Raw genomic sequence first — 25784 nt, 5'->3', positions numbered from 1 at the left:
AAAGCAAGGAGAATACCCGCGCCTTCAGGCGCGGGATGAATCCGACAACCCATTTCACAAACGACTACCGATAGCAAGGCCGGATATTCCACCGCCACCAAACACCACCTTTACAAGAAAGACGAGTATAATCGATTATACAGGTGTTTCACAATGCTGGAGGTCCACCGCACCCATCGAGCGAAAATCCGCAACCACTCACAGGTGGCGGGACAGCTCGACCGCCATGGGTGGAGTGCCAGCAAACTCTGGAACGTTGCGAACTATCACTCCCGAGAAGTCTGGGAGGAGACGGGCGAGATCCCCGACCACAAGGAGCTGAAAAACGAGTTGAAGGCCCATCCAAAATACAAGGGACTACACTCACAGTCCAGTCAGCGGGTTCTGGAGGAACTCGCTGAAGCCTTCAACTCGTGGTACTCCAGCGATGATGACAGGGACAATCCGCCCGGCTACCGCAAAGAAAACTACTACGACGACCAAGGCCGCCGCGTCCACGAAGAACACCCCCGTTCGACGGTGACGTGGAAGCAAAACGGCATCCGCCACGACACCAAGAACAACCGTGTTCGCCTCTCAAAAGGCGCGAACCACAAGGAACACCCGAAGGCGTGGGAATACATCCTTGTCGAGTACGAGACACGTCCCGGCGTCACGGTCGAGAACCTGCAACAAGTCCGTGTCGTCTACGATAACGCGAAGGATCAGTGGGAACTGCATCTCGTCTGCAAAGACGATATCGAGACTCCCGACGCTCCCGGCAACGAAACGGCGGGCATCGACCTCGGCATCAGCAACTTCGCCGCCATCGCCTACAGCACCGAAGATGCCGACCTATACCCCGGAAACCGCCTGAAACAAGACGGCTACTACTTCCCGAAAGAGATCGCCAACTGCGATGATTCGAGTGGTGAAAGGGCCACTCGACTGCACCACAAGTGGTCAGAACGGCGTACTCACTTCTTTCACTCCTTAGCGAAACACATCGTTGAACGGTGTGTTGAGAAAGGAGTCGGCCGCATCAACGTCGGGGACTTGGAGGGTGTCCGTGAGGACGAGAACGGTGAGTCGAAGAACTGGGGCAAGCATGGCAATCTCGACCTGCATGGGTGGGCGTTCGACCGCTTCACCTCGATTCTCGAATACAAGGCGAAGGCTGAGGGAATCGAGGTCGTGGAAGTGTCCGAACGGGATACAAGCAAGAGGTGTTGTGCCTGCGGGAAAGAAGATAAGAGTCAGCGTGTTGAGCGCGGCTTGTACGTCTGTGAGAAGTGTGATGCGGCGTTCAACGCCGACGTGAACGGGGCGGAGAACATCCGTCTCGACATCGACGAATGTAACTCCAAGTCTGCACCCGATTTGGGTGGGGATAGGAGTACCGGCTGGTTGGCACAGCCCGGAGTCTACCTTTACGACTTGTCCAGCGGATTCCAACCGCAGGAACAAGTGGTAGACTGCAAACCGTAATATCCCAACCTCGGGATTCCTCCGCCTTCAGGCGGAGGAGGATGTCAAAACGGCTGTGCCGTCGTGTCAGGACTGCTGGGCCGTTTTGATCTCGATGAGATAGTCGAACGGGTCACGGACGTAGACGGCTGGCGCTCGCCCGGTCGCACCGAGGGGATTCCCGTCGCGCTCGATTTCGATGTCGGCTTCCTCGAGTCGTTCTCTGACCTCCTCGATCGATTCATCGACGACGATCGCGAAGTGGTCGAACCCTTTTCCGTCGGGTGGGGAAAACGATTCCACGGGTCGAACGTGCAGAATGCACCGCTCGTTCAGCCGGAACGAGAAGATGGTTCGTTCGCCGTCTCTGTACCGATCGAGGTTCTCCGGCTCGAATCCAAGTCCGTCTCGATAGAACGCGACGGCTTCGTCGACGCTCCCGATCGGAATCCGAATGTTGACGTGGTCGATGTCTAAAACGTCCATAGCTGATGTTAGGACCTCGAGCCAAAAAAACGGCCGGTTGCGGCAGGATGGACCACTGGCCGATCGGTTCGATGAGCGATCGTCGAGACGGACGGGCCGGTCGAACGACGAAACTGGGTGGGGTATTAGGAGCTGATACCGAGATACTGATCGAGAATCTGTTGATTCTCTTCGAGGTCTGCGGAGGTGCCCTCGTAGACGACTTCTCCCTGATTGATCACGTAGTGGGTGTCCGAGACCTCCATCGCGACCTGTACGTTCTGTTCGACGAGCAAGATCGTGATTCCGCTCTCGTTTAATTCCTTTATCGTCTCCTCGACTGATCGAACGATGTACGGTGCGAGGCCTTCGGTCGGTTCGTCGAGCATCAGGAGCTCTGCACCGCTGACGAGCGCACGGGCGATTGCGAGCATCTGTTGCTCACCGCCGCTCATCTCGCTGCCGAGGCTCTGTTCGTTCTCCTGGAGGTTTTCGAACATCCCGATGATGGTGTCGATGTCTCGAGCCCGGTCGTTCCCGGCGGCGACCTGTGCGACCTCGAGGTTCTCCCGGACTGTGAGTCCCGGGAATACGCGACGTTCTTCGGGGACGTACGCGATCCCCTGGCTGATGGTTTCGTCGTTGCTGAGCTCCGTGACATCGGTTCCGTCGAACTGGATGGTGCCAGCGATCTCGGGGACGTTCCCGAGAATACTCTCGAGTGTCGTCGTCTTTCCAGCGCCGTTGCGTCCGATTAGCGAGACGACTTCGCCCCGACCGACCTCGAAGTCGATCCCCCGAAGGACCTGTCCGAGACCGTATCCGGCGACGAGGTCTTCGACCGACAGCAACACCTCGCCGTCTGTCCGGTCTGACTCCCGTCGGTCGTGACTGGATTCACTCATCGGTGTGCCCTCCGAGGTAGGCATCTTGAACCTCTTGATTGTCCGCGATTTCGTCCGGCGTTCCGTCTGCGAGGATCTGTCCCTGATGGAGAACGGTTATCTGATCCGAAAGCTGCATCACGAGTTCGACGTCGTGTTCGACGAGGATCACGGTTGCGTCCGCCAGAACGTCCTCGATGAGCTCGATCGTCTCGTGTTTTTTGTCGATACTCATCCCGGCGGTGGGCTCGTCGAGCAACACGAGTTTTGGATCGGTCGCGAGGACGATTCCGATCTCGAGTTTGCGACGGTCTCCGTAGGATAAGTTCTGTGCGGGGATCTGAGCCTGGTCCTTGAGGCCGATCTGTTCGAGAATCTCCCTCGTCTGTTCGTCGATCGATCCGTGGGACCCTGCTTTCCGGATGAGGGTATCGATCTTCGAGAGCGAGCCATACTGGATGGCCTGGGTAGCGAGTCGGACGTTTTCGAAGACCGTGAGGCCATCGAGGACGCTCGTGATCTGGAACGATCGGGCGATTCCTTCGTGGACGAGCTCGTCGGACTCGAGGTCGGTGATATCCTCGTCTTCGAAGTATATCGATCCTGCAGTCGGCTCGCGACCGCCGGTGATCAGGTCCAGAAGGGTCGTCTTTCCGGCCCCGTTCGGGCCGATGATGCTGTGGAAATCCCCCTCACTGACGGAGAGGTCGACGTAGTCGACGGCGACCAGTTCACCGTACAACTTCGCGAGTCCCTCGGTTCGGAGGATCGCTGATCGTGCTGTGGTGTCGGTACTCGCCGCGGATCGATCGGTCTCTGATTGATCTGTCGCTGCCATCAGTCTTCACCTTTCGTTGAAACGTCGGTCTGTGCAGTGCTGTCCCCTGTGCCAGGCGAATCGCTCTGGTACCGGCCCCAGTATGCCTGGAGGCTCGCCGGGATAGATACCAGTCCGCGCGGGATGAAGATGACGAAGAGGATGAACAACGCACCGAGCAGGAGCCGCCAGGATTCGATGTATCCCGAAAGCCAGTCGGAGAAACCAACGAACACGCCGGCTCCGATCATCGGACCGTACAGCGTTCCGGTTCCACCGAGGACGACCATCAGGATCAACTCCCCGGAGACGAGCCAGTGGAACAACGCGGGTGCGGCGTATCCCTGAACGACTGCGTACAGGCCGCCTGCGAGTCCGGCCAGCGCACCGCTGATCGTGAAGGCGCGGAGTTTGTATCCGCGAACGTCGTATCCCATGAACTCCGTCCGTTTTTCGCTCTCTTTGACCGAACGCAGGACGCTTCCGAACGGTGCGTTCATCAGCGTTCGTGCCACGAGATACGAGGCGACGACCAGTATCAGGACGAAGTAGAAGTAGAGGTCGTTACCGGTGAGAAGCAACGGCTCGACGCCGACCTGAATGTTGTCGAAGTTGACGCCCACCCCCGCGAGACCGAACTCGCGTTCGGCACCGAACAGGCCGTTGGAACCGCCGGTGAAGTCGAACTTGTAGACGCCTTCGTAGAACAGCTCGGCGAATCCGAGCGTGATCAGGATGAAGTACGGTCCAGTGACTTTGATCGAGAGGTGGCCGACGACGATTGCGACGAGCGTACAGAGGAGTATCGTCGCTGCGAGTGCGACGAATATCGAGGGCGTCACGTGAATGAAGATGAGCATCGAGGTGTACGCCCCGAGTCCGTAGAATAGGGCGTGTCCAAGCGAGATGAGACCCGTATATCCCATCACGAGATCTAAGCTCAGCGCGAGCAACGCCCAGATCATCAGCTCTTGCATGAGGGAAACGTAGTACGCCGAGTAAAGAGTGTCAGCCCCGAACGGAACGAGTGCTAACACTGCGACTGCGCCGATCCCTAGATACCGTCTAGTCTGGGGCTCTAACACGCCACCGCGAATGCCAGAGAGGAAGTCAGTGTCGCCGCTTGGAACTTCCCAGTGTGGGTTTCCGAACAGCCCCTGTGGTTTGAGGAGCAAGACGGCGATCATGATCAGGAAGATTTCGACGCCGGAGAGAAACGGGAGGTACGTCGACATGAAGCTCTGTAAGATACCGACGAGCAACGCACCGATGACGGCGCCTTTGAAGCTTCCGAGACCGCCGATAACCACGATGACGAACGCCGGAATGATGATGGAGTGACCCATATTGAGGTCGACGCTCTGGTATGCACCGAGTGTGACGCCACCGATACCGGCGAGTGCCATCCCGAACCCGAACAGCAGGGTGTAGTATCGGTTGATGTCGATTCCCAGATCACCGACCATCTTTCTGTCCTGCGATCCGGCCCGGATGATCAGCCCGAACTTCGTGTAGTTCAGCAGTGCCCAGGTCGCAGCGACGAGGACGGCACCGAACGCGATGACGAAGAGGTTGTACATCGAATAGCTGAACCCGAGTATCTCGACGGTTCCAGACAGCGACGGCGGTGGTGGCACGAACTTACTGTCCGTTCCCCAGATCAGTCGCCGCGCGTCGTAGATGATCAGGAGAAACCCGAAAGTCACCAGCGCTTGATCGAGGTGGCCACGACCATACAGCGGACGGAGCGCGAATCGCTCTATGAGCATCCCGATCAGGCCGACCACGATCGGGGCGAGGAGTAACGCGATCCAAAACCCCGTCCCCGTTCCGAGCGCGACGATAATCGAGAAGGCCAAATATGCACCGAGTGCGAAGACTTCCCCGTGGCTGAGATTGAGGACGTCCATCACGCCAAAGATGATGGACAGCCCAGCAGCAGCTAACACGTAGATCATTCCGATAACGATACCGTTCAACATCATTTCGAATAACAACGAGACTGATATCATGTATTATCCCTCTGTGGTCATTGATGGTATTGGTTCGTGATCTATGCGGCCGTCCGTTCGGGGGGTGTTGGCTGACGTGGGCGATCGACGAACATTACATCTCACAGTTGCCGGAACAGTCCGGCGTGGTCTCTTCAGGCGGAATTTCGCTCAGGATGTTGAGTTCGGTCATCTCGGCGTCGTCGTCCGGAAGAACGATTTCCGACGGCCACACGGGGTTTGCCGACTGGTGATCGCAGTCTCGGAAGTGAGTCGTTCCGAGGATCGTCTCCATCTCCACATCGGGGAGAACGTCTTTGACCTCGCTGGGGTTCGACGTCCCGGCTTCCTGAATACCGCGGGCAGTCATTCGGACCGCTTCGTATCCGACTCGAGAGAACGCGTCGGGCAGTTCGTCGTGCATCTCCTCGTAGTGGGAGACGAACTGCTCGTTGTCCCCGACTTCGAGGTCGGCATCGTACAGCGCCGCACTGTACGTGTCGGCGACGGCGGGTCCGAGGGCGTTCCGAACGACCCTGGCGAAGTTCGCCGTGCCGATGATGTCGACGTCGTCTTTGAGGCCGGCGCTGTCCGCCTGCCCGATGAAGTCGATCAGGTCGCCTCCGGTCAGTGGAATTGCGAGGACGTCCGCGTCGGAATCCGAGATCTGACTGATGTACGGGCCGAAATCGTCGGTCCCCAGTGATGGAACCGTTGCGCCGATAATTTCGACGTCCTCTCCCTCGAGACTCGTTTCGATCTCTTCGACTGCCGAGTTACCGTACGCGTAGTCCGCGGTATGGATCCAGACGTTCTCGTACCCTTCCTCGAGAATCCACTCGGAGAGACCACTCGCCTGTTGGGCGGTGTTCGTCTCGTTTCTGAACGTGTACGCGTTGCACTCCTCTTCGGTGAGTTCCATCGCAGCACCGCCTGACGTGTAAATAACCTCTTGGCTGGCGGCGTACTCCGAAATCGCGAGGGCGACAGCCGAGTTGACTGCACCGACGATATACTCGGCTTCGTCTTCTTCGACCACGCGCTGGGCACGTCTTCGACCGACCGACGGTTCGGTTTCGGTGTCTTCGTACACCGCTTCAATTTCGAAATCGAACTCGTCGGATTCGTTGATGTACTCGACTGCCGTTTCGGCACCCTGTCGCTGTGGTCCGCCCTGTGGACTGAACCCGCCACTGACCGGAGAGAGCACTCCGAACGTGACCGTTCCGATCTCACCGTCGTCGCCACCATTCCCGTTTCCGTCACCGTTACCGTTGTCTTCAGTTTCCGAGACACATCCTGCGAATCCGGCGACACCAGCAACCCCGGTAGCTTGCAGGAGACGCCGCCTGCTGACGTTACGGCCGTCTATCTCAGCCCGTTCCCCATGTGAGTCATTTGGACGCATACGCGTTCGGTAGTTTCCCACCAATATAAATCCGGGGGATAATAGATGGGATGTTTGAACCGGTTATATTCGGTGGTTCCTGGCAAACCTCGAGTAAGTCCGAGCAGGGATATAACACACTTAGTCTGTTATTACATGCGTGTCCCTGAAGATATCAAAACCCCCTATCTGGATAATAGCGGAATATTTTTCCGTTTGTTGGGTGCTGTCTGAACAATATTTATGATGGTCTCGGCACCCAGTCTGAAGACCCGATACGGTCTACTGTACGTCGGTACAGCGAGCAGTATGAGTCCACTCACGGGCTCCGTGAAGGGCACACCAACAACACGCTATGGCCACGGCTGCGATCCGTTGGTCTCGACCGTCGAAGTACTGGGCTGGCCACAACGTGAGTTCACTGAAAAAACGTAAATCCGAGGCCCCCGAACATCCGCTCGATGACAACTGAGATACGACAGCGTGACGTCGTTATCGTCGGGGCCGGCATGGCCGGGCTCGTCGCCGGTGTTCGTGCGACAGAACTCGGTGCCGACGTATGCGTCCTCGAGAAGGGAACGCGTCCGGGTGGATCGATGTATCTCTCTGCCGGTCTGATCTGGTCGTACGAGACGATCGACGACGCACGAGAGAACGTTCCTCGTGGCGATCCCGAACTCCAACGAACCATCGTCGAGGGGCTCGATCCAGCCTTCGACTGGCTCGAGTCTCTGGGTGTGACCGTTCGCGAACCGCCGGTCGAGTTACCGACTGGCGAGACGGTCGTCGCACCGACTCCCGGCGCTAACTGCGGAAAGATCGAGCCGGAAGCGTTTACCGACCGCCTGCGAACGCGGATCGAAGACGGCGGCGGCGAGGTTCTCGTCGAAACGCCGATGCGGTCGCTTCGAACCGACGGGAACACGGTAGTCGGTGTCGACGCGACGACCGCTGACGGTGAAGATCTCGAGATCGAGGCCGACGCCGTCGTCCTCGCTACTGGCGGGTTCCAGGGGAACGAACGGCTTCTTCAGGAGTACGTGACGCCGGCGATCGAGAACCTCTGGCTTCGAGCGAATCCGTGGAGCACAGGCGACGGGCTGACGGCCGCACGAGACGTCGGTGCGAAGACGACCGGCGGAATGGAGACGTTTTACGGTCACAACCTCGCCGCGCCACCGGCGAACGTCACACCGGACCGGTATCTCGAGTTGACCCAGTACTACGGACCCTTCGCCGTCGCGATCGACGAACGCGGCGAGCGATTTACCGACGAGTCGGAGTCAGACCTCGAGCACACGCTGGCACAGGATACGGCACACGAGGCCGACGGCCGCGCGTACTACGTCTTCGATAGCGACCTCTACGACGACGAGGTGTTTAGCATGGGTCACATCGGGACGATCGTCGAGCGATCGGCCGATCGAGGAGCCGAGGTGGTTCGCGCCGACTCCCTCGAGGCGTTCGAGGAGAAACTGTACGCTGCAGGCGTCGACGGTACGAACGCGGTCGAAACGCTCGACGAGTACAACGAGGCAGTTCGGACGGGGTGTGGCGACCGACTCGATCCGCCGCGAACGGATTACCAGCGTCCCGTCGACACGCCGCCGTTTTACGCCGTGGCCGTCCAGCCCGGCATTACGTTTACGATGGGCGGACTCCACGTCGACGAGGGCGGTCGCGTCCTCGACGAACGCCGGAGTCCGTCGACGCTTTTCGTCGACGAGGGCCACGACGAATCGGTCGAATGCGAGCCGATTGCAGGTCTGTATGCGGCTGGCGTGGACATCGGGAACGTAAACAACCGCCACTACATGGGCGGACTCGCGAACGCGCTCGTGATGGGTCGACGCGCAGTAGAATCCGCTGTTGACGACCGAGTCGAGTAACCGTCCTTTCGAAAACCGAGGCGAGTGGATCGACCGTCGCTATAGATCGGTTCCGCCCGCCGGCTCGTCCGCACCGCGGATCGAGAGGCCGCTGTCGGCCTCGATAATCGCTCCCGTCGACGCGCGGCTGTTTTCTTCCGACCCGAGCAGTACGTAGTAGCCGGCGTACTCCTCGGCTTCAGGGATACGCAGTGGATACCGCTTGTCGATCTCGTCGGGATCTGCTGCGCTCTCTCCCTGCCCGAGGGCCTCGACGCCCGAGAGGTTCGTCGGACTGTACCCCGGTGCGACCCCGTTGACGCGAATCTTCGGAGCGAGCTCGTACGCCAGCTCCCGAATAATCCCCGCGATCGCGTGTTTCGAGGGCGTGTAGACCATGCCGCCCGTCGCCGGATAGAAACTCGAGTACGACGCCGTAAACACCATACAGCCCTCCGTCTTCAGCAATTCCGGAAGTGCCGCTTTCGCGCCGAGCATGTAGCCGAGTACGTTTACCCGGAACACCTCCTCGAACGCCGTCTCCAGTTCGTCCGGCTCGAGGTCGGCCAACTGGACGACCTTATCGAAGATGCCGGCGTTGCCGACGAAGATATCTAACTTGCCGAACTCCGAGACCGTCTCCGCGACGGCACGCTCGTTGTCTTCCCACTCGGAGACGTCGCCCTGGACGGCGTGGACTGCGTCGCCGTACTCCTCGTTCAACGCGGTGACGCGGTCGCCGTCGAGTTCGAGTACTCCGACTGTCGCGCCCTCTTCGACGTAGCGGTCCACGACGGCCCGACCGATGCCGGAACCACCGCCAGTGATGAGCGCGGTTTTTCCGTCGAGCCAGCCCATCTACGATCCCTCCTCGAGGAACTCTTTGGTGGGGACCACCCCACCCCACGTCGAGACCGTGTTCGTCTCGCGGTCGATTTCGCGGATGCCGGTCTCGGCGTCGGGATCGACCGTCGCCATCTCCGCGGTGAGCTCGATCCGGTTTCCGCCGGGTGCCCAGAAGTACGCGAAGAGGTTGCCACCGGCGTTGTGGCGGCTCGGGCCGAGTTCGAGTCGGTGGCCCTTGCTCGCCAGGCGGTCACAGAATTTCTTCATGTGATCGAACGAGTCCATCTGGAACGCGAGGTGATGGAGCGTCCGGACGACGTCGTTACCGTTCGACAGGCCCACGTCGTGGTGGAATCGGCCGTGGCGCAGCCACGCCTGGATCGTAAACCCGGACTCGCCGACGATCTTGTCCGAGACGGCGAAATCGAGGTGCTCCTCGAGGAACTCCAGGTCGGCGTCGGCGTCGTGGGTCATGAGGTTGATGTGGTCGAGGTCACGCGGGGTGACGGCGTTACGGTCGCCCTCCGGTTTGACCGGATGATGATACGAGGAGTCGGCGACGGTCACGAGCTCCATCTCGACGTCGCTGGGGAGCGAAAACCGGAGCCCGTCGGTCTGGCCCGGTTCGTCGCTGACTCGCTCGGTCTCGACGCCCGCGTCGTCGAGGCGCGTCTCGTACTCCTCGAGTTCGTCTGCCGTGACGCGCAGTGCGAAGTGTTCGACGCCGGTCTGGCCCTCGACCAGCCCGAGGTCGTAGTTTTCGTCCAGGCCACAGCCGAGATAGACGACATCGTCCGCGCGCTCGAGTTCGACGAGGCCGACGACGTCGGTGTAGAACTCGACCGCTTCGTCCAGATCAGTTACTTCCAGTACAGCGTGTTCTATTTTCTTAACTCCTGACATAGTTTCTCTTTCCTCTGTAGGTTCGTAGGTGCTTCGATGTTCGTAAACTGGTTGGTTTCCGTTCGATCAGAGCGATCGGCCGTGACAGCCGTAACCGTTGGGTGGCCTCCACACAGCGTGGCGGCACGTAGATCGCTCGTAGAGAGCGAACGCGACCCAAGCGAACTCGGGTCAGGCGGTCTGTCGTCCACTCCTCCCGGCGTGCCCGCGATCGATCTGCGATTGTATCGGGATGTCGGTACGACAGACCCCGTTAGTGGTGGTCGTGTTCGTCACCGGGTCCGAACGGCTGTTCGAGGAACTCGGTGAACGTCTCGTGGTCCTGTACCGTGAGCCACTCGAGTTCGTCGACACCGAGCGTTATGTCGTAGCCGAGTTTGGGTGCGGTGAGGTGTACACCGCTATCGCCCTCCTTTTCGAGGACGACCTGCCCGTACTCGTTTGCGACCATTAGCTCGGACGTACCGTCGTTCCAGTCGGTGGCGCTCCCGATCGACTCGTCGGCGTCGACCGAGCGGGCGCGATCGGCCATCTCCTCGGCGTCCTGCCACGTCACGCTTTCGAGGGCGACCGCGTCCAGATGGTTCGTTTCGCCCAGGCGAGGCGCTTCGAACCTGAGCCGTTCCCCGCGTGGCGTGTGGACCTTCTGAATGGCGACGCCTCTGTCGTCGTGTGCGGTCACGTACAGTGGGTTTCCTGTAGTACGTGTTCGGGACATGATTAGAAGAACACCGAGATGTTTTTCATCGGAAGGACGGTGTGGTCGAGGCGGATATCCCGTTCGGCCAGTTTGAGCTCGCCGTCGACACGTCGCAACACGTCGTGACGCTCGGCCGACACCGTCGTTCCGTCGGCCTCTTCACCCTGGGCCATGAACAACAGCAGGTTGTTCTTTACCGAGAGCTCGTCACCGTCGACGTCCGCTACCCGAACGTTCGTTACGAAGTGACGGGTTCGCGTCGGCGGATCTTCCGACCACGCGAACTCCGACTGAAACCGCTCGACCCGTGCTTCGAGCGTGCTCCGATCCTCTCGGTAGTTAAAGCCCTCCTCGCTGAACTCCGAGCGGTCCGAGCCACGGTCACGTGTGACTCGCAGCGGCATGTCGTATCTGATGTCTTCGGTCAACAGCTCCAGCCAGTGCTCGAGTTCTTTCTCGTCGAGCAACTCGGCCTCGCGGTTGTAAAACGACACGCACTCGTAGTGTCGTTCGAGTTCCGATTGATGTGTCATCTGGTTGGTCATGGATCTTGCTTAGATGTGGTCTCGCGGGTAGCGCATCCCGACTTCTTCGCCGTTCATTGCTTTCTGCCAGTTACCGTGGAACGTCCGACAGGTCCCCTCCTCGAGGTTGTCGTCCCAGGCGGTGCCGGGACCGTCCCAGTCCTCGTCGATTTCGGCTTTACCGATGCCGGGCATCCCCATCTGGTAGTTCATCTGGACGTCTTGCTGGTCGGCAAACACCGTCCCGGCGGCCTCGGCGATACCGTCCCAGACGGCGAAGTCGTCCTGTTCGAAGTTACCCGACGGGCTAAACGTCCCGAGGGCAACGTCGTATGCCCGCTGTTTGTACTCCTCGGAGGCTTCCGCGGGCACGAGCACCCAGCTCCAGGCTTCCATCTCGCCGGGAGCGACCGGCTGCCACTGACGAAGGCTGAAGAAGCCGTCGAGGGGTTTGTCCGGATCGTTGGTCGCAGCGAGGTGGATAAACGAGAGGTTCGGGAAGATCGTCCCCGTCGCCGCTCCGCAGGCGGCGGCGACCTCGTACTGTTCGTCGCTTAGGTTCTCGTCGGTGATGTACTCCTCGGGGTAGCCGAAGAAGATCTCCTCTTCGGGATCGAGCAGCCGGAGACTCGTCGAGCCCGAATCGGCGTGGGTGACGTGGCGCTGGGTCTCCTGACCGGCGGTTCCCGAGATATCTTCGTCACCGAAGCCGACTTCGAACACCGACCGGTGAGCGACGCCGGTGTGGTAGCTGTCGGCCGAGAAGTTGTCGGATCCCGACTTCCAGTCGCTGTCTGCTCGCCAGCGGTGGGGTTCGCCGATGACTTCCATCCCGCCTTTCGCGATGTCGAGGTGGACGTCGAGATACCACTTGAAGTCGCCCAGATACTCCTCGAGGGAGGGGCCCTCGTCGGCGATGGACGCGAAGACGAGGCCCTTGTAGTTTTCGACGCGGGGCGCTTCGTGGAGTCCCCACTCGTCGGGATCGAGCCCCTCGAAGGCCTGGTCGCGGAGGGGGATCCCGGCGAGGTCGCCGGTATTTTTGAACGTCCAGCCGTGGTACGGACACCGGAAGTGGGAGCTGTTACCCTGTTCGGCCTTGCAGAGTTGACTGCCGTGGTGGGTACAGCTGTCGAACAGAACCCGGATCTGACCGTCCTCGCCGCGGATGAAAATGAACGGGTCCTTGCCGATGTAGCGTTTGGCGTAGTCGCCGGGCTCGGGGACTTCGGTTTCGTGACCGATAAACATCCAGCACTGCCCGAAGATACGGTGTAGTTCGGTCTCGAAGATCTCCTCGTCGTTGTATACGGTCATCGGCAGCCGACCGTCTTGGAGTGCCTCGCGATGAGTGTCGAGAATTCGTTCAACCCGGGACGATGTCGTCACATCGTCCGTCATGGCTGCTGATCTATCCACGTCGCCGTGTGGACAGGAGTCTTCCTCTGTTGCCATAGATTCACATATGTGACTCCATGCTCTTAGTTATTTACCTTTGCCCGAACGTTCCCGTACTCTCAGCCGTTATATGGGGGGTATCCGACGAATACGGCCCCACGGATCGTGTTTGATCAGTACGCCCGAATATCACGGTATCGACCCAACACAGTGTCGGTTTACTCCGCTCGGCTACCACCGTTCAACCATCACCGAATCGGACCGTCCTCGAGTCATAAACAGTGGTCACTCTCGAGTCCGGGGTCGTGTGGTCCGACCAAACATTCAACTGGTCGCTCAGAGAACACGCAGAGGATGACAGACGACGTAGACGCCGCTCGAGAGCACATCCGGGCGGATCCGTTCTGCGGGACGCTCGGTATCGACTTCGCCACCATCGAACCTGGGTACGCCGAGACGACGCTCACCGTCACCGAAGACGTAGTGAATTTCAACGGGAAACTCCACGGGGCGGTGATCTTCGCACTCGCGGATGCTGCTGCAGCGGCCGCAACGCAGGCAGACGGACAGACGGTCGTCGGCATCGAGACGAACACGTCCTTTCTCTCGGCCGCCGAACCGGGCGACACGTTGATCGCGACGGCCCGGATCATCCACGAGAGCTCCCAACTGAACGGGACGCGGGTGGTCGTCGAGAAGGAGGACGGAACGCAGATCGCGATGTTTCGGGTCCGAGGCTATCGCATCGAGTGATAGATTTATTATCCGTCAGTTTCGGTCCACCTGCGACCCTCGGGCGGGTGCATCAGTACGTCGGGGCCCCAACCCGTACGAAACACGCCGTCTTGCAAAGCGTTTCGCGGTCGTCGTCTCCCTGCAGGGTCCGGGTTACTCGAGTGAGCGAAGTTCGTCTTTCAGAACGCTGCCACCGCTCGAGTTCCGTGGGATCTCCGGAACGACCGCGACTTCCCGTGGTCGCTTGTAATCCGCGAGCGAACTGTTCCGACAGTAGTCGATGATCGTCTCCCGATCGATCGAATCGCCGTTTACCGGAACGATGTACGCCTTGGGCGTCTGACCCCACTCGTCGTGCTCGACGCCGAGAACTGCGACGTCGTCGACCCGTTCGTGCTCGAGGACGACGTTTTCGATCTCTGACGGATAGATGTTCTCGCCGCCGCTTATGATCATACCGTCTTTCCGGCCCTTGACCCAGATGTAGCCGTCTTCGTTTCGCATCGCGAGGTCGCCGGTGAAGTACCAGTCGTCGACGAGCGAGTTCTCCGTTTTCTCCGCCAGGTTCAGATACTCGTTCATCACCGACTCGCCCTTGCAGATGAGTTCTCCCGTCGTCCCCGGTGGGACCGTCGCGTCCGGATCCGGCTCTCCGTCCGGTTCGACGATCCGAATCCGCTGATAGCTAAGTCCGGTCCCACAGGACTCCGGATACTCGTGGCTTTTCTCCGGGGGAAGGATCGAGACCGGCGGACCGACCTCCGTCGCACCGTAGATGACCGAGTGACGATCACAGAGGTGCGTTCGACAGCGCTCGAGTACCCCTTCGGTCATCGGTGCCCCGGAGTACCACCAGAACCGCAACGAGTCGAGATCGTAGTCATCGAGGTCGTCGACTTTCGTCAGGCGGTCGTACTGGGCTGGAACGCCGCCGAGTACCGTTGCGTCCCACTCGTCGATCGCCTCGAGGGTTGCTTCGGGATCGAACTGCTCGAAGATGATCGTCGGGATTCCAAACTGGAGAAACGGGACGAATCCGGAGTACAGTGGGCCGCTGTGATACAGCGGGAGGGGCAAGACGTTGACGTCGGTGTGGCGAAGACCCAACTCACTGATTACGTTCATGTTGACCATCACGCGGTCCGAGTGCGTGTGAATCACTCCTTTCGGGTTCCCCGTGCTGCCCGACGTGTAAAAGTAGCCGTCGATCGTTTCGCCGTCGACCGGGAGTCCGGGCTTCTGTGTCGATCCGTGTACCAGCTCTTCGTGGGAGACGTATTCGGATTCACCGAACGTATAGAGCGGGGCGTCGTAGGCTGCGAGTATCTCTTCTGCCTGTTTGCGCTCCTCGAGAAGCGACGAATCGGCGAGAAGACACGATGGGGAGGCGTCCTCGAGAACGTACTCCACGTCGGATGCGTCCAACCTGATGTTGATCGGCATGACGATCGCACCGAGTTTTTGTGCCGCAAAGAACGTCTCGACGAACTCGATCGAGTTTTGCGCGTAGATACTGACCACGTCACCCGTCCCGATGCCGATATCGAGCAACCCGTTTGCGATCTGGTTACTCTCGGCGTTTAGCTCGTCGAAGGTACGCGTTCGCGTTTCACCGTCCGACTGACAGGCAACTGCGAGGCGGTCACCGAAACGGTCGGCTGCTTGACCGACCATGCTTCCGATATCCATACGACTGGTATACTATAGCAAGAGAATAAATATATTGGTCACAGGTTTGTACTCTTTAATCGGACGTATTTATGCACAAACTGTCAAGTATGTCCGTTCACGGCTGTATCGTAACATCTGAACGAGTAACACACCGCTTGTGGGCAGCGCCCGGCGAACGGGCCACTCTCCGGTCCTCGAGCGGACGATCCCGGTCGGGTGTACAGTGACGTTCCGTGGCTGCTATCGGTCCGTATCAGTCCGGGTTCCAACGCCGGTAGCGTTACCTCTAACACGACGTAGACGAGTACGAGTGACATGCATCTCGACGAGTATACCGTCCTCGATCTCACACAGCTGTTGCCCGGTGCCTACACGACGCAGTTGCTCGCCGACCTCGGTGCGACGGTCCTGAAAGTCGAACCACCGGATGGCGATCCGCTGCGCTCCGTTCCGCTCGTCGAGCCCGACGACGGCGTCTTCGATGGGCTCTCTCGAGGGAAACGAAGTGTCACGCTGGATTTGAAAACCGATGAGGGACAGGAGGCGTTACACAGCATCGTCACGGACGTCGACGTCGTCATCGAGGGGTATCGCCCCGGCGTGGCGTCGCGTCTCGGTGCTGACGAGGAGACGCTCCGGTCGATCGCACCGGACCTCGTCTACTGTTCGCTCTCCGGGTTCGGACAGTCCGGGCCGTACAGCGACCGGCCGGGCCACGACCTGACGTTTGCCGGACTGAGCGGACTGGTCGACCTCTCGCGCCGGTCGACAGAACAGCGACCGACGCCGCCACCGTTCAGCATCTCGGATATCGGTGGCGGGCTGTTCGCCGCGTTTTCGATCGTCACCGCGTTGCTCTCTCGGGAACGAACTGGCGACGGATCCTATATCGACGTCAGTATGCTCGACGTCCTCCTGTCGTTCAGCCAGTCGTACGCACCGTCTGCGCTCGCGGGTACCGACCCACGCCCGCCCGAACCGTTTACCGGGCTGTATCCGTGCTACGACGTCTACGAAACTGCAGACGGTCGGTACGTGACGCTGGCAGCGGTCGAACCGCAGTTCTGGGAGCGGTTCTGTGACCTCGTCGACCGCCCCGATCTCCGCGAGAAACACTGTTCGTCCGACCCGGCGGTACGGGACGCACTCCGGGAGGAGGTCGCCGACATCTTCGCGGCGCGGAGTCAGTCGGTGTGGCTCGAGGCCGCCGACGAAGAAACCCCCATCGCTGCCGTGAACACGCTCGAGGAGGCGCTCGAAAGCGCTCACGCACGCGAACGCGAACTGGTGGTCGACGGCCGGATCGGGTTTCCGGCGCAGACGGAGCCGCCCGTCGAGCCGGCAACAGACGGGCCGCCGGCTCTCGGCGAACACACGCGGGAAGTCCTCGCGGCGGCGGGCTACAGCGAGGCCGAAATCGACGCGCTCGTCGACGCCGACTGATTCCGCGTCCGACCGTTCGAACGCACCAGGGGGCGACGGTGATCGCGACGTTCAACACCACCGCTCGCGAGGCGCACACTCTTACGAAGAAAACCGCGGCGACTGAGTCGTCGTGTCCGCGTCTTAGAACGCGGGAAGGACTTCGTCGGCGAACTTCTCCATCTGCTCGAACTGGTCTTCGCCACCGAATCGGATGATGAACTCCTCACAGCCGCTCTCGTGGAACTCCTCGATCCACTCGATGAGGTCGTTGGCGTCACCGCTTGGTCCCCATTCGGCTGGGTCCTTGCCCTTGTAGAGCTGTGGGTAGTACGTCTGGATGTACTCGTCCATCTTCTCGTCGGCAGCGTCAGTGTCGTCGTCGATGGTCATCGTCACCTGGAACGTCGTGTGGACGTCGTCGGGGTCGTGACCGTTCGCTTCGGCGTAATCGACGATGCTCTGCCACTGTCGTGCGTACTCCTCCGGTGCGTCGGAGAGGCCAGCCGCCATCCATCCGTCGCCGAGTTCGACGATTCGTTTGGCTGCGCGGTTGATGACGTCGTCGGAGCCCGAGTCGTGGTGTGCCGGATTGCTCACGACGAGGATCGGTGGCTCTTCCTGGACGGGGGCCAGATCCCGGATCTCCGGCCCGCGTCGGAAGTCGACGTCGTCGAACTGATAGATATCGCCGTCGTAGTTCAACTCGCCCTCACGCCAGAACTGCTTGAAGATCTCGAGTTGCTCTTCGAGCATCTTCGCGCGCTTGCGGTAATCGAGGTCGAGGACCTCGTACTGTTCCTTACAGCCGGGCGTCGGTGGACCCATACAGGCACCGAGCTCCATCCGCCCGTCGGAGATCATCTCGAGGCTGTTCCAAGCCTGCAGGAACTGCACTGGGTGACGCAGGGGGGTGATCATACACCCGGTCCCGAGTTTGACGTCGTCCGTGCGTGCCGCGAGATTCCCGAGAAGACTGATCGGCTCGAGACGCGGTCTGTCGAGGAGGCTGTCGCCGACCCAGACCGAGTCGAAGCCGTTTTCACCTGCCGCTTCGCCCAGGTCGAGCATACGTTCGACCGTATAGCTCTCGACCAGAAGTGGTTCGCGATTGTTGATGTTAATACCAAACTCTACCATCGTCAGTCGAAGGTTCGGAGAACAGCGGATTAATAGTTTCCATTATTCGTTGACATATCTGTCGGCTATATAACGTTTTCAGTGCCCGTGCTCGCAGGCGTGGTTGACGGTCACACGCGCTCTCCGATCCGTCAAAGTCGAACGAGTTTTGTTCGTGGCTGCGAAGGGAGGGACAATGACGCTCTACGAATCTGCCCGCCCGCTCCTGTTCGCGTTGCCGGCCGAGACGGCGCACAATCTCGGCAAGCGAGCGATGGCGTCGGCACAGTCGTCGGGAACGCTCAGACGAGCAATTCGGTACAACTACCGCTATCGCCACCCGATGCTCGAGATCGAACGGTTCGGGTTGACCTTCGAGTCGCCGGTGGGGGTGGCCGCTGGCTTCGACAAGAACGGCGAGGTGATGCACTGTCTGTCCGACCTCGGCTTCGGATTCGCCGAGGTCGGGACCGTCACGCCGTATCCGCAACCGGGGAACGAACGTCCCCGCCTGTTCCGGCTTCCCGACGACGAGGCGATGATCAATCGGCTGGCGTTCAACAGCCAGGGTGCAGACCGTGTCGCGAACCGACTCGAGACGCACGGAACGCCACAGGTTCCGGTCGCGGTCAACATCGGGAAGATGAACAGCTCGGACGAACACGAGGCGATCGAGGACTACCGACGCGTGCTCGATCGATTCTCCGAGCAGGCGGATTACTTCGTCCTCAACGTCTCCTGTCCGAACACGCCCGAGGACTACGACGAACAAAGCCCCGACCACCTCCGCGAGGTGTTCTCGACGCTCGAGGACGAAAACGAGAACGACAAGCCACTGCTGGTGAAAGTCGGCCCCGATTCGACCCGGGACAGCCTCGCCGACCTCGTCGAGATCGTCGAAGAGTTCGCGATCGATGGCATCGTCGCGACGAACACCACGACCGACCACGACGAGTTGACTGACACCCACCGAAACGAGTGGGGAGGGGTCAGCGGCGAGCCACTCGAGTCCGCGGCGACGGAAACCGTTGCGACGCTCGCGGAGCTGACGGAGCTGCCGATCATCGGCGTCGGCGGCGTCGACGACGCCGAGGGTGCATACCGGAAGATCCGGGCCGGCGCGTCACTCGTGCAGGTGTACACCGGATTCGTCTACCGCGGTCCGTCGCTCGCCCGCGAGATCAACCGAGGGCTCGTCGAGTTGCTCCGCCGGGACGGCTTCGACTCGCTCGAGGAGGCCATCGGTGCAGACCTCGAGTGAATCCAGGCCCTAACGTCTGGCGAGAACGAGTAGTTTCAGATTCGAAAAGGAGACCAGTTCTCCGTCCTCGTACGTAATATCGAACAGCTCCGACGCTCCCGCTGGCGGATCGGCGAACGCCTCGCGTAGCTGTGCCCGGTTTTCGGCTGGCGTCTCGAGTTGGCGAACCCAGTCACGGTAGTCGATCTCTTTCGAGAGTAACAGCCGTTCTTCGACGTCGAACCCGGCCTCGGTGAGCCACTGACGCCACTCGGATTCGGTGTGAGAGCGGACGTGCGTCGGGTCCCGAAGCCGTTCGACCTCGTTGAGAAACGCATCCAGTTCGGACTCCGCGGGAGCGACGTTGTCCTCCAACGCGAAGACCCCGCCGTCAGCGGTCACGCGGGCGACGTCCTCGACGAACGCTTCGGGATTGGGGAAGTGATGGGCGGCGATTCGGCAGGCGACGGCGTCGAAACTGCCGTCGGCAAACGGGAGTCGTTCGGCGTCGGAGACGACGCCGGCGATGTTGAACTCGGTCGTTGCCGTCTCGACCATCTTCGGTGCCGCGTCGGTGGCGACTACGTGTTCGACGCCCTGGTCAGCGATGGCGCCGGCGGTGTGGCCGGCACCGGTTGCGACGTCGAGCGCCCGGTTCGCCTCGCTACACCACGACGCGAGTTGCGCCAGGTCGTCGCCGGCCCGGTGGACGTCGCTCTCTAGATACTCGGATGCGCTCTCGTCGAACGCCGCTGCGGCCTCGCGTTTTCGGCTCGTGTCGTCGGTCATGGGTCGGTATCACGCTCTACCGTCATATGTATTATCCCGTTCGTTCACTGACGGACCGACCGGTCGACGGATCGAAACTCGCCACCGGGTTCGACCGATGGATCGGCACGGCCCACTGGATTTATAGGGATTATCGTAGCCAACCACCGGTTTCGAATCCTCTCTTTCGGCACTGTCTCTCGGTTCTTCACTGGGAACCGATGAACTCCTACGATAATCCCTATCAGTAGCCCGACCGAGCGAACTCGAGACGCAGGGTGAGTCCGTCGTTATTATTATCTATGCGAAGCAATCCCAGTACGATGGCACAACAGTACTTCCCGGCGAGTCTGTTTCGCGGCGGGACGAGCAAGGGCGTATACATCAGAGAACGTGAGTTGCCGGCGGACAGAGACCGGTGGGACGACCTCTTGTTACAGACGTTCGGCAGCCCAGACCCGAAACAGATCGACGGCGTCGGCGGCTCACACTCGACTGCGAGCAAGGCGATGATTATCTCACCCGGCGACGACGACATCGACGTCGAGTACCTGTTCGGACAGGTGGGCATCGAGAAACCGGTCGTCGACTGGGGTGGCAACTGCGGGAACCTCTCGTTTGCGATCGGTCCGTTCGCCCTCGAGCGCGGCGTCGCGACCGCAGAGCCTGACTCGGACGGGAATGCGACGCTCCGACTTCGAAACGAGAACACCGGAACGGTCGTCGAGCAGACGCTTCCGGTCGACGAGGACGGCAATCCCCGGTATCGCGGCGAGTTTACCGTCAACGGCGTTCCGGGAACCGGCGCACGGATTCGCTCGCGGTTTCTCGACCCCGGCGGCTCCGTCACCGACGCCGTCTTCCCGACGGGGAACCGGATCGACACCCTCGACGTCCCCGGCGTCGGATCGCTCGAGGTCTCGCTCGTCGACGTGTCGAACCCGTGTGTGTTCGCCCGCGCGTCGGATCTCTCGTTGACGGCTGCGGAAACGCCAGCGACGATCGACAGCGACGAGGCCGTCCTCGAGCGCCTCGAGCGGGTTCGAAGCGCCGCGTGTGAGCGACTCGGATTCGTCGACGACGCCGCCGACGCGACCGCTGAGAGTCCCGGGATTCCGAAGATGACGATCGTCGGCGAGCCCCAGTCGTACGAGACGGTCGGCGGAGAGACGATCGAGACCGAGGAGTACGACCTGCTCGCCCGGATCATGTCGATGCAAAAGGCCCACCACGCCTACGCCGTCACCGGAGCGATGTGTACTGCGACGGCGGGAGTGTTCGAGGGAACGATCCCCAACGAGTTCTGCCAGGCGTCGACCGACGGCGAGGTCACCATCGCACACCCGAAGGGGACGATGTGGGTCGGCGTCGAACGCGACGGAGAGTCCGTCGAGGCCGTCTCCGTCGATCGGACCGCGAGGGAGCTCATGCACGGCGACCTCTACTATCTCGACCGATGAGCGTCGACCCAGCGCAACTCGAGGGCCGGACGTTCGAGGGCGGTTCGACGACACTCGAGCCGTGGCTTGCGTACCTCTGGTCCGAAGCGACTGCGCCCGGGACTGGGGCGGCGGCAGACGAGACCGGCTGGGCCGCGCCACCGAGTACCGGCGTCGCTATCGCTCGCGAAGCCGCATCGCTCTCGACGATCGAGGAGACGCTCCGGGGCGGCGACTGGAGCGACCTCTCGGTGTTTCTCGGTGGCCATCGATTCTCGTTTGCGCGCCCGATACGCGTCGGCGAGACGTATCGAGCCACGGCGTCGGTGACGAACGTCTCCCACATCACTGGTGGTCAGGGATCCTTTCACGTTGTCACGATCACGTACGACGTAACGACCGAGGACGGAGAGCCGGCGTACGAACTCGAGACGGATCTGATCGTCCGCGACGACGAGGGTGACTCTTCCGACGACGGCGATGAGGGCACCGGTTCCGCCGACGACGAGTCGAGCCGCTCGAGTGGCGACGAAACTGAATCTCACCGGAGTGAGACGGACGGTCCGACGAATCTGAACGAGTGCTCGGTCGGCGAGACGATCGCACGACGGGTGTTCGACGTGGATCCGTCGTCCATGCAACTGCTCTCTGCGGTCCTCCGGGATCCAAACCCGATTCACTTCGATCCTGCCTACACGGAACGGTGTGGGTACCCCGGCCGGGTGAACCAGGGACCGATCAACGCGGAGTATCTGGCACAGACGGCACTCGAGATCGCTGATTCGCCGGCCGACCTCCGGACGCTGGACGTTCGGTACGAGTCGTTCGTATTCGAAACCGATACCGTCACCGTGACCGCGACGCTTTCGGCCGTCGACCACGAGACGTCGGCGGTCGAACTTGACCTAGCGGCACACACGGGAGACGGGTCGGTTGCGGTGACCGGTTCGGCAGTCGTGTCGGTCGAAACGGATCGATTCGCGCCAGACACTGACTGATCCCACTCCGAAGACCAGCGTCGTCATCGGGAACGACTGGCGATCGGTCCCGATCGAACCCATCTCCGGATCGGTCTCGCTCGCGTATCCAAATTATTATAGCCTTAGTTACTCCACTAGGGGTGTATGGGAAGTCAGCGATTAGAGTACGAAGACGTAGAGGGTATCTTTTCGATCATGCCAACGCCGGCGACGGCCGACGCGAGCGATCCAGCGGCCGAGTACACGCTCGACCGTGAGGAAGCAGAACGCGGTGCCCGGCAACTCGCCGACGACGGCGTCGACGCCATCATGATCAACGGGACGTTCGGTGAAGCGGCGACACTCACCGAAGAGGAGTGGAAGGACTTCACTCGAATCGTCGTCGAGGCTGTCGACGGGGACGTGCCGGTTATCGCCGGTCCGACCACGCTGAACACCCGATCGACGATCCGGCGTATGAAGTACGCCCGCGACGTCGGTGCCGACGGCGTCTTGCTCGGTCGACCGATGTGGCTCGAGCTCTCGCCGGAGGCGACCGTCGAGTTCCATCGCCACGTCGCGGAGGCAGTCCCGGAGCTCGGAATCATCGTCTACCACAACCCGCCGGCGTTCAAGAATCGGCTGACGCCGAAACTCTGGGAGGAACTCGCCGAGATCCCACAGGTCGTCGGTGCGAAATACGGTGCGGTCGACGCGGGATGGCGCGACGCCGTCAGCTCCGTCGGCGATTCGGTTCAGCTGATGCCGATCGAGCGAAAGTGGTACATCGCGAACGAACTCGCGCCCGAACACGCGAACGCGGCCTGGTCGGGGAGTGCATCGTGTGATCCCCTGCCGGCGCTCAGACTTCGGGACGCCATCACCGAGGGCGACGACGAGACCGCACGCGAACTGAACTACCGGATCAACAAGACGAACGAGAAGTTCTACCCACAGGTCGGTCCGGAAGCGGTCTACCCGGAAACGATGAACGTCCGCCACGACGACCTCTACGGGCTGTACACGATTCCGCTACAGAAGGCCCGAATCGAGGGTGCTGGGTATATCGACCCCGGCCCGGTTCGACCGCCATACCACGTTGCCCCCGAGGAACTCGTCGAGATGGCCCGCGAATCCGGTCGCGAGTGGCGCCAACTCGCGTCCGACCTCCGCGATACCGACAACTGATCGCACATCGACGGACGACTGACCGGCAATCAGTCATCGCAAACCGTATCACACGCTGAATCGGACAACTCCCGCCGAAGCTCGGTTTCGATGCCGGTCCTCACGGCCTAACGTGGTTTATCACTCGTTTTCGACCGGACGCTCCGTCGAAACGCTCGCACCGATGCTATCTCTTGTCAACCGACGATAGAAAATGTTACTTTCCTCTTGTCTAAACCACTGTCCTATCGATGAACGCCACCAGTCTTCCCTGCTGTATCCGACTGCTCGAAACTCGGGTCGTCTCTAGTACTCCGACAAGCGTCGACTGCAGGGTCGAATCGGACCACACCACCGAATTCGACCCTGCAGTGCAGGCTTGCCAAAGCACTAGCGGACCGGCCAGTACCGCCAGCTACCGATGGAACCGGACGGACCGAATGGATAACGATGGGTTCCGACGGGACCGACCAACGCAGAGCTCGTTCGACGATGTCTGATGAAACGACCGTCAGCGACGTCGTCGACGATCTCTCGACGGGGTCGTTTCACCGGCGATTGCTGCTCATTACTGGTTGTGCCCTGTGCTTTACGGCCGTCGAAATCCTCTCTATTTCGTTCGTCCTCCCGGCCCTGATAGATAGTTGGTCTCTTTCGGGCGTTGCAGCCGGGTTACTCGGAAGCAGCGCCCTGGTTGGCATCATGTTCGGAAGCTGGTTCGGCGGCTGGTATGCCGACCGGGTCGGGCGTGTTTCCGGCCTCCAGTGGGCAGTTCTCTGTTACTCACTGTTCGCTGGATTGACTGCGCTTTCGCTCGGGTTCTACTCGCTGTTCGCCTTTCGACTCCTCACCGGGTTCGGCGTCGGGTGGGCGACGACCATCACTGTCTCCTATCTCAGCGAACACCTTCCGACGCGCCATCGCGGTCGGTATATCGTCTATTTCGAAATGTTCTGGCCGATCGGGACGATTTTGGCGGTCGTCCTCGCGTGGATCTGTCTCGACGTTCTCGCCACCGATGGAACGATCCTCGGCGTCGCTTCCTGGCGGTTCGTCTTCCTCGGTGCGGCGCTTCCGGCCGTGCTCGTCCTGGTAATTCGCAGACTCGAGGAGACGCCGTACTATCTCGCCTCGGACGATCGTCTCGACGATGCGAACGCACGTGTCCAGGATATCGCGGGCGAAAACGGGGATTCCGCATCGGCAATTACTGCAACGCGATCCGACCGGGGTAATAGTGCCAGTTTCGCCCGACTGTTCGAACCGGGACTGCGTCGACGGACGATTCTTGCGTCACTCTCGTGGTTCGGCATCAACTTCGGATTCTACGGTATTTTCATCTGGCTTCCCGACACGCTCGAGGCGGCAAACGTCGGCGGCGATCTCTACGGGCAACTGTTTCTTGTCGCCATCGCGCAACTGCCCGGAATCCTCAGTGCGGCGTATCTGATCGACAGGATCGGCCGAATGTACACGATCGGTGGCTACCTGCTGTTGGCTGGCGTCTTTACGTTTACCTTCGCAACCGAACTGGCCGGCTGGTCGATCGCCGGACTCGAGGTCGTACACCCGCTGTTGAGCCTCTTTCTGGCGAGTTTCTTCCTGATTGGCGCGTGGGGACCGATGCTCGCCTATACCGCAGAACTGTTCCCGACCGAAGTGCGTGGGACTGGGTTTGGATTCGCAAGCGGTATCGGTAAGATCGCGTCGATCAGCGGTCCGATCGTGGCCGGCCTCCTCGTCACGTGGGGCTATTTCGTCGCGCTGACTCCCTTTGCCATCGGGATGGCAGCGGGTGCCGTTCTCATCCTCACGTGGGGGACGGAGACGAAAGGCCAATCACTGCGATAACCCCGACTCGAGGTTATCGTCGTCGGTGAACCGATTTTCCCGCTCGTCTCCGAGTGGCCGGCGGCGGCCGTACCCGATAGTGATTCGCGGGCTCAAAGCTGTTTCACGACCGCTCGAGGGTATTTTCACCGGAAACGACCTGTGTCACGGCCCAGTGGACGATGCTCGGTATTGCTTTCCGACC

Annotated in this window: 22 protein-coding genes; 9 read left to right on the top strand and 13 right to left on the bottom strand. The window is 60.7% G+C overall.

Going from position 1 to position 25784, the window contains the following annotated elements; all coding sequences use genetic code 11:
* The first annotated feature begins 153 nt into the window (after positions 1 to 153).
* Complete coding sequence (locus GRS80_RS01350) at positions 154 to 1467, top strand: RNA-guided endonuclease TnpB family protein (RefSeq protein WP_160045987.1); 1314 nt, start codon at positions 154 to 156, stop codon at positions 1465 to 1467.
* 66 nt (positions 1468 to 1533) lie between these two features.
* Here the strand turns inward: GRS80_RS01350 and GRS80_RS01345 are convergent, their stop codons facing one another.
* From GRS80_RS01345 to GRS80_RS01325, 5 genes are all read right to left on the bottom strand, one after another.
* Complete coding sequence (locus tag GRS80_RS01345; RefSeq protein WP_160045986.1) at positions 1534 to 1932, bottom strand: VOC family protein; 399 nt, start codon at positions 1930 to 1932, stop codon at positions 1534 to 1536.
* 125 nt (positions 1933 to 2057) lie between these two features.
* Positions 2058 to 2816 carry an ABC transporter ATP-binding protein gene (locus GRS80_RS01340; RefSeq protein ID WP_160045985.1) on the bottom strand — a complete coding sequence of 253 codons (759 nt, stop codon included), beginning with the start codon at positions 2814 to 2816 and terminating at the stop codon, positions 2058 to 2060.
* Complete coding sequence (locus GRS80_RS01335) at positions 2809 to 3633, bottom strand: ABC transporter ATP-binding protein (RefSeq protein ID WP_160045984.1); 825 nt, start codon at positions 3631 to 3633, stop codon at positions 2809 to 2811. Before GRS80_RS01335 ends, GRS80_RS01340 begins: the two co-directional genes overlap by 8 nt.
* A complete protein-coding gene (locus GRS80_RS01330; protein WP_160045983.1) occupies positions 3633 to 5597 on the bottom strand; it encodes an ABC transporter permease in 1965 nt (654 codons plus the stop codon). The genes GRS80_RS01335 and GRS80_RS01330 overlap by 1 nt, the downstream gene beginning before the upstream one ends.
* A 121-nt stretch (positions 5598 to 5718) precedes the next feature.
* Positions 5719 to 7011 (bottom strand): ABC transporter substrate-binding protein, encoded by a 1293-nt coding sequence (locus GRS80_RS01325; RefSeq protein WP_160045982.1) that lies wholly within the window; start codon positions 7009 to 7011, stop codon positions 5719 to 5721.
* A gap of 440 nt (positions 7012 to 7451) precedes the next feature.
* Here GRS80_RS01325 and GRS80_RS01320 point away from each other — a divergent pair, with 440 nt between their 5' ends.
* Positions 7452 to 8879, top strand: a complete 1428-nt coding sequence (locus GRS80_RS01320) for an FAD-dependent oxidoreductase (RefSeq protein WP_160045981.1) — start codon at positions 7452 to 7454, stop codon at positions 8877 to 8879.
* A gap of 39 nt (positions 8880 to 8918) precedes the next feature.
* Here the strand turns inward: GRS80_RS01320 and hcaB are convergent, their stop codons facing one another.
* The 5 genes from hcaB to GRS80_RS01295 all read right to left on the bottom strand — a co-directional run bounded on the left by hcaB (position 8919) and on the right by GRS80_RS01295 (position 13286).
* Positions 8919 to 9716, bottom strand: coding sequence for a 3-(cis-5,6-dihydroxycyclohexa-1,3-dien-1-yl)propanoate dehydrogenase (hcaB, locus tag GRS80_RS01315; RefSeq protein ID WP_160045980.1), 798 nt, complete (start codon positions 9714 to 9716; stop codon positions 8919 to 8921).
* On the bottom strand, positions 9717 to 10607 hold the full coding sequence (locus tag GRS80_RS01310) for a VOC family protein (protein ID WP_160045979.1): 891 nt from the start codon (positions 10605 to 10607) through the stop codon (positions 9717 to 9719). It abuts the gene before it with no gap.
* A 253-nt stretch (positions 10608 to 10860) separates the two neighbouring features.
* Positions 10861 to 11325, bottom strand: a complete 465-nt coding sequence (locus GRS80_RS01305) for a hypothetical protein (RefSeq protein WP_160045978.1) — start codon at positions 11323 to 11325, stop codon at positions 10861 to 10863.
* 2 nt (positions 11326 to 11327) lie between these two features.
* Entirely contained in the window at positions 11328 to 11840 is a 513-nt protein-coding gene (locus GRS80_RS01300; RefSeq protein WP_149080879.1) for a 3-phenylpropionate/cinnamic acid dioxygenase subunit beta, read from the bottom strand.
* 21 nt (positions 11841 to 11861) lie between these two features.
* Entirely contained in the window at positions 11862 to 13286 is a 1425-nt protein-coding gene (locus GRS80_RS01295) for a Rieske 2Fe-2S domain-containing protein (protein WP_160045977.1), read from the bottom strand.
* A 297-nt stretch (positions 13287 to 13583) separates the two neighbouring features.
* Between GRS80_RS01295 and GRS80_RS01290 the strand changes: the two genes are divergently transcribed.
* Positions 13584 to 13982: a hotdog fold thioesterase gene (locus tag GRS80_RS01290; RefSeq protein ID WP_149080877.1), complete on the top strand. Its 399-nt coding sequence runs from the start codon at positions 13584 to 13586 to the stop codon at positions 13980 to 13982.
* 135 nt (positions 13983 to 14117) lie between these two features.
* Here the strand turns inward: GRS80_RS01290 and GRS80_RS01285 are convergent, their stop codons facing one another.
* The gene (locus GRS80_RS01285; RefSeq protein ID WP_160045976.1) at positions 14118 to 15653 is read right to left on the bottom strand and encodes an AMP-binding protein; all 1536 of its coding nucleotides are present in this window, start codon (positions 15651 to 15653) and stop codon (positions 14118 to 14120) included.
* A gap of 297 nt (positions 15654 to 15950) precedes the next feature.
* Between GRS80_RS01285 and GRS80_RS01280 the strand changes: the two genes are divergently transcribed.
* A complete protein-coding gene (locus tag GRS80_RS01280) occupies positions 15951 to 17078 on the top strand; it encodes a CaiB/BaiF CoA-transferase family protein (protein WP_160045975.1) in 1128 nt (375 codons plus the stop codon).
* 123 nt (positions 17079 to 17201) lie between these two features.
* Here GRS80_RS01280 and GRS80_RS01275 read toward each other — a convergent pair whose 3' ends face one another.
* The gene (locus GRS80_RS01275) at positions 17202 to 18197 is read right to left on the bottom strand and encodes an LLM class flavin-dependent oxidoreductase (protein ID WP_160045974.1); all 996 of its coding nucleotides are present in this window, start codon (positions 18195 to 18197) and stop codon (positions 17202 to 17204) included.
* Positions 18198 to 18372: 175 nt separating this feature from the next.
* Between GRS80_RS01275 and GRS80_RS01270 the strand changes: the two genes are divergently transcribed.
* On the top strand, positions 18373 to 19437 hold the full coding sequence (locus tag GRS80_RS01270; protein ID WP_160045973.1) for a quinone-dependent dihydroorotate dehydrogenase: 1065 nt from the start codon (positions 18373 to 18375) through the stop codon (positions 19435 to 19437).
* A gap of 9 nt (positions 19438 to 19446) precedes the next feature.
* On the opposite strand, the gene GRS80_RS01265 is transcribed toward GRS80_RS01270, so the two are convergent.
* A complete protein-coding gene (locus tag GRS80_RS01265; protein ID WP_160045972.1) occupies positions 19447 to 20205 on the bottom strand; it encodes a class I SAM-dependent methyltransferase in 759 nt (252 codons plus the stop codon).
* 302 nt (positions 20206 to 20507) lie between these two features.
* Here GRS80_RS01265 and GRS80_RS01260 point away from each other — a divergent pair, with 302 nt between their 5' ends.
* From GRS80_RS01260 to GRS80_RS01245, 4 genes are all read left to right on the top strand, one after another.
* Positions 20508 to 21644, top strand: a complete 1137-nt coding sequence (locus GRS80_RS01260; protein ID WP_160045971.1) for a PrpF domain-containing protein — start codon at positions 20508 to 20510, stop codon at positions 21642 to 21644.
* Positions 21641 to 22621 carry a MaoC family dehydratase N-terminal domain-containing protein gene (locus GRS80_RS01255; RefSeq protein WP_160045970.1) on the top strand — a complete coding sequence of 327 codons (981 nt, stop codon included), beginning with the start codon at positions 21641 to 21643 and terminating at the stop codon, positions 22619 to 22621. The genes GRS80_RS01260 and GRS80_RS01255 overlap by 4 nt, the downstream gene beginning before the upstream one ends.
* 126 nt (positions 22622 to 22747) lie before the next feature.
* A complete protein-coding gene (locus GRS80_RS01250) occupies positions 22748 to 23770 on the top strand; it encodes a dihydrodipicolinate synthase family protein (RefSeq protein WP_149080870.1) in 1023 nt (340 codons plus the stop codon).
* Positions 23771 to 24241: 471 nt separating this feature from the next.
* The gene (locus GRS80_RS01245) at positions 24242 to 25600 is read left to right on the top strand and encodes an MFS transporter (protein WP_160045969.1); all 1359 of its coding nucleotides are present in this window, start codon (positions 24242 to 24244) and stop codon (positions 25598 to 25600) included.
* Positions 25601 to 25784 lie beyond the last annotated feature (184 nt).

The sequence above is a fragment of the Natrialba sp. INN-245 genome, from assembly GCF_009807105.1.
GTDB lineage: Archaea > Halobacteriota > Halobacteria > Halobacteriales > Natrialbaceae > Natrarchaeobius > Natrarchaeobius swarupiae.
The sequence above is the reverse complement of the archived record's forward strand: the minus strand, read 5'-3'. Positions and strand labels throughout refer to the sequence as shown.

Bases quoted from the DNA above. Each gene is read 5' to 3' on its own strand.
- GRS80_RS01350 (WP_160045987.1), top strand. From the start codon at position 154: ATGCTGGAGGTCCACCGCACCCATCGAGCGAAAATCCGCAACCACTCA.
- GRS80_RS01345 (WP_160045986.1), bottom strand. From the start codon at position 1,932: ATGGACGTTTTAGACATCGACCACGTCAACATTCGGATTCCGATCGGG.
- GRS80_RS01340 (WP_160045985.1), bottom strand. From the start codon at position 2,816: ATGAGTGAATCCAGTCACGACCGACGGGAGTCAGACCGGACAGACGGC.
- GRS80_RS01335 (WP_160045984.1), bottom strand. From the start codon at position 3,633: ATGGCAGCGACAGATCAATCAGAGACCGATCGATCCGCGGCGAGTACC.
- GRS80_RS01330 (WP_160045983.1), bottom strand. From the start codon at position 5,597: ATGATGTTGAACGGTATCGTTATCGGAATGATCTACGTGTTAGCTGCT.
- GRS80_RS01325 (WP_160045982.1), bottom strand. From the start codon at position 7,011: ATGCGTCCAAATGACTCACATGGGGAACGGGCTGAGATAGACGGCCGT.
- GRS80_RS01320 (WP_160045981.1), top strand. From the start codon at position 7,452: ATGACAACTGAGATACGACAGCGTGACGTCGTTATCGTCGGGGCCGGC.
- hcaB (WP_160045980.1), bottom strand. From the start codon at position 9,716: ATGGGCTGGCTCGACGGAAAAACCGCGCTCATCACTGGCGGTGGTTCC.
- GRS80_RS01310 (WP_160045979.1), bottom strand. From the start codon at position 10,607: ATGTCAGGAGTTAAGAAAATAGAACACGCTGTACTGGAAGTAACTGAT.
- GRS80_RS01305 (WP_160045978.1), bottom strand. From the start codon at position 11,325: ATGTCCCGAACACGTACTACAGGAAACCCACTGTACGTGACCGCACAC.
- GRS80_RS01300 (WP_149080879.1), bottom strand. From the start codon at position 11,840: ATGACACATCAATCGGAACTCGAACGACACTACGAGTGCGTGTCGTTT.
- GRS80_RS01295 (WP_160045977.1), bottom strand. From the start codon at position 13,286: ATGGCAACAGAGGAAGACTCCTGTCCACACGGCGACGTGGATAGATCA.
- GRS80_RS01290 (WP_149080877.1), top strand. From the start codon at position 13,584: ATGACAGACGACGTAGACGCCGCTCGAGAGCACATCCGGGCGGATCCG.
- GRS80_RS01285 (WP_160045976.1), bottom strand. From the start codon at position 15,653: ATGGATATCGGAAGCATGGTCGGTCAAGCAGCCGACCGTTTCGGTGAC.
- GRS80_RS01280 (WP_160045975.1), top strand. From the start codon at position 15,951: ATGCATCTCGACGAGTATACCGTCCTCGATCTCACACAGCTGTTGCCC.
- GRS80_RS01275 (WP_160045974.1), bottom strand. From the start codon at position 18,197: ATGGTAGAGTTTGGTATTAACATCAACAATCGCGAACCACTTCTGGTC.
- GRS80_RS01270 (WP_160045973.1), top strand. From the start codon at position 18,373: ATGACGCTCTACGAATCTGCCCGCCCGCTCCTGTTCGCGTTGCCGGCC.
- GRS80_RS01265 (WP_160045972.1), bottom strand. From the start codon at position 20,205: ATGACCGACGACACGAGCCGAAAACGCGAGGCCGCAGCGGCGTTCGAC.
- GRS80_RS01260 (WP_160045971.1), top strand. From the start codon at position 20,508: ATGGCACAACAGTACTTCCCGGCGAGTCTGTTTCGCGGCGGGACGAGC.
- GRS80_RS01255 (WP_160045970.1), top strand. From the start codon at position 21,641: ATGAGCGTCGACCCAGCGCAACTCGAGGGCCGGACGTTCGAGGGCGGT.
- GRS80_RS01250 (WP_149080870.1), top strand. From the start codon at position 22,748: ATGGGAAGTCAGCGATTAGAGTACGAAGACGTAGAGGGTATCTTTTCG.
- GRS80_RS01245 (WP_160045969.1), top strand. From the start codon at position 24,242: ATGTCTGATGAAACGACCGTCAGCGACGTCGTCGACGATCTCTCGACG.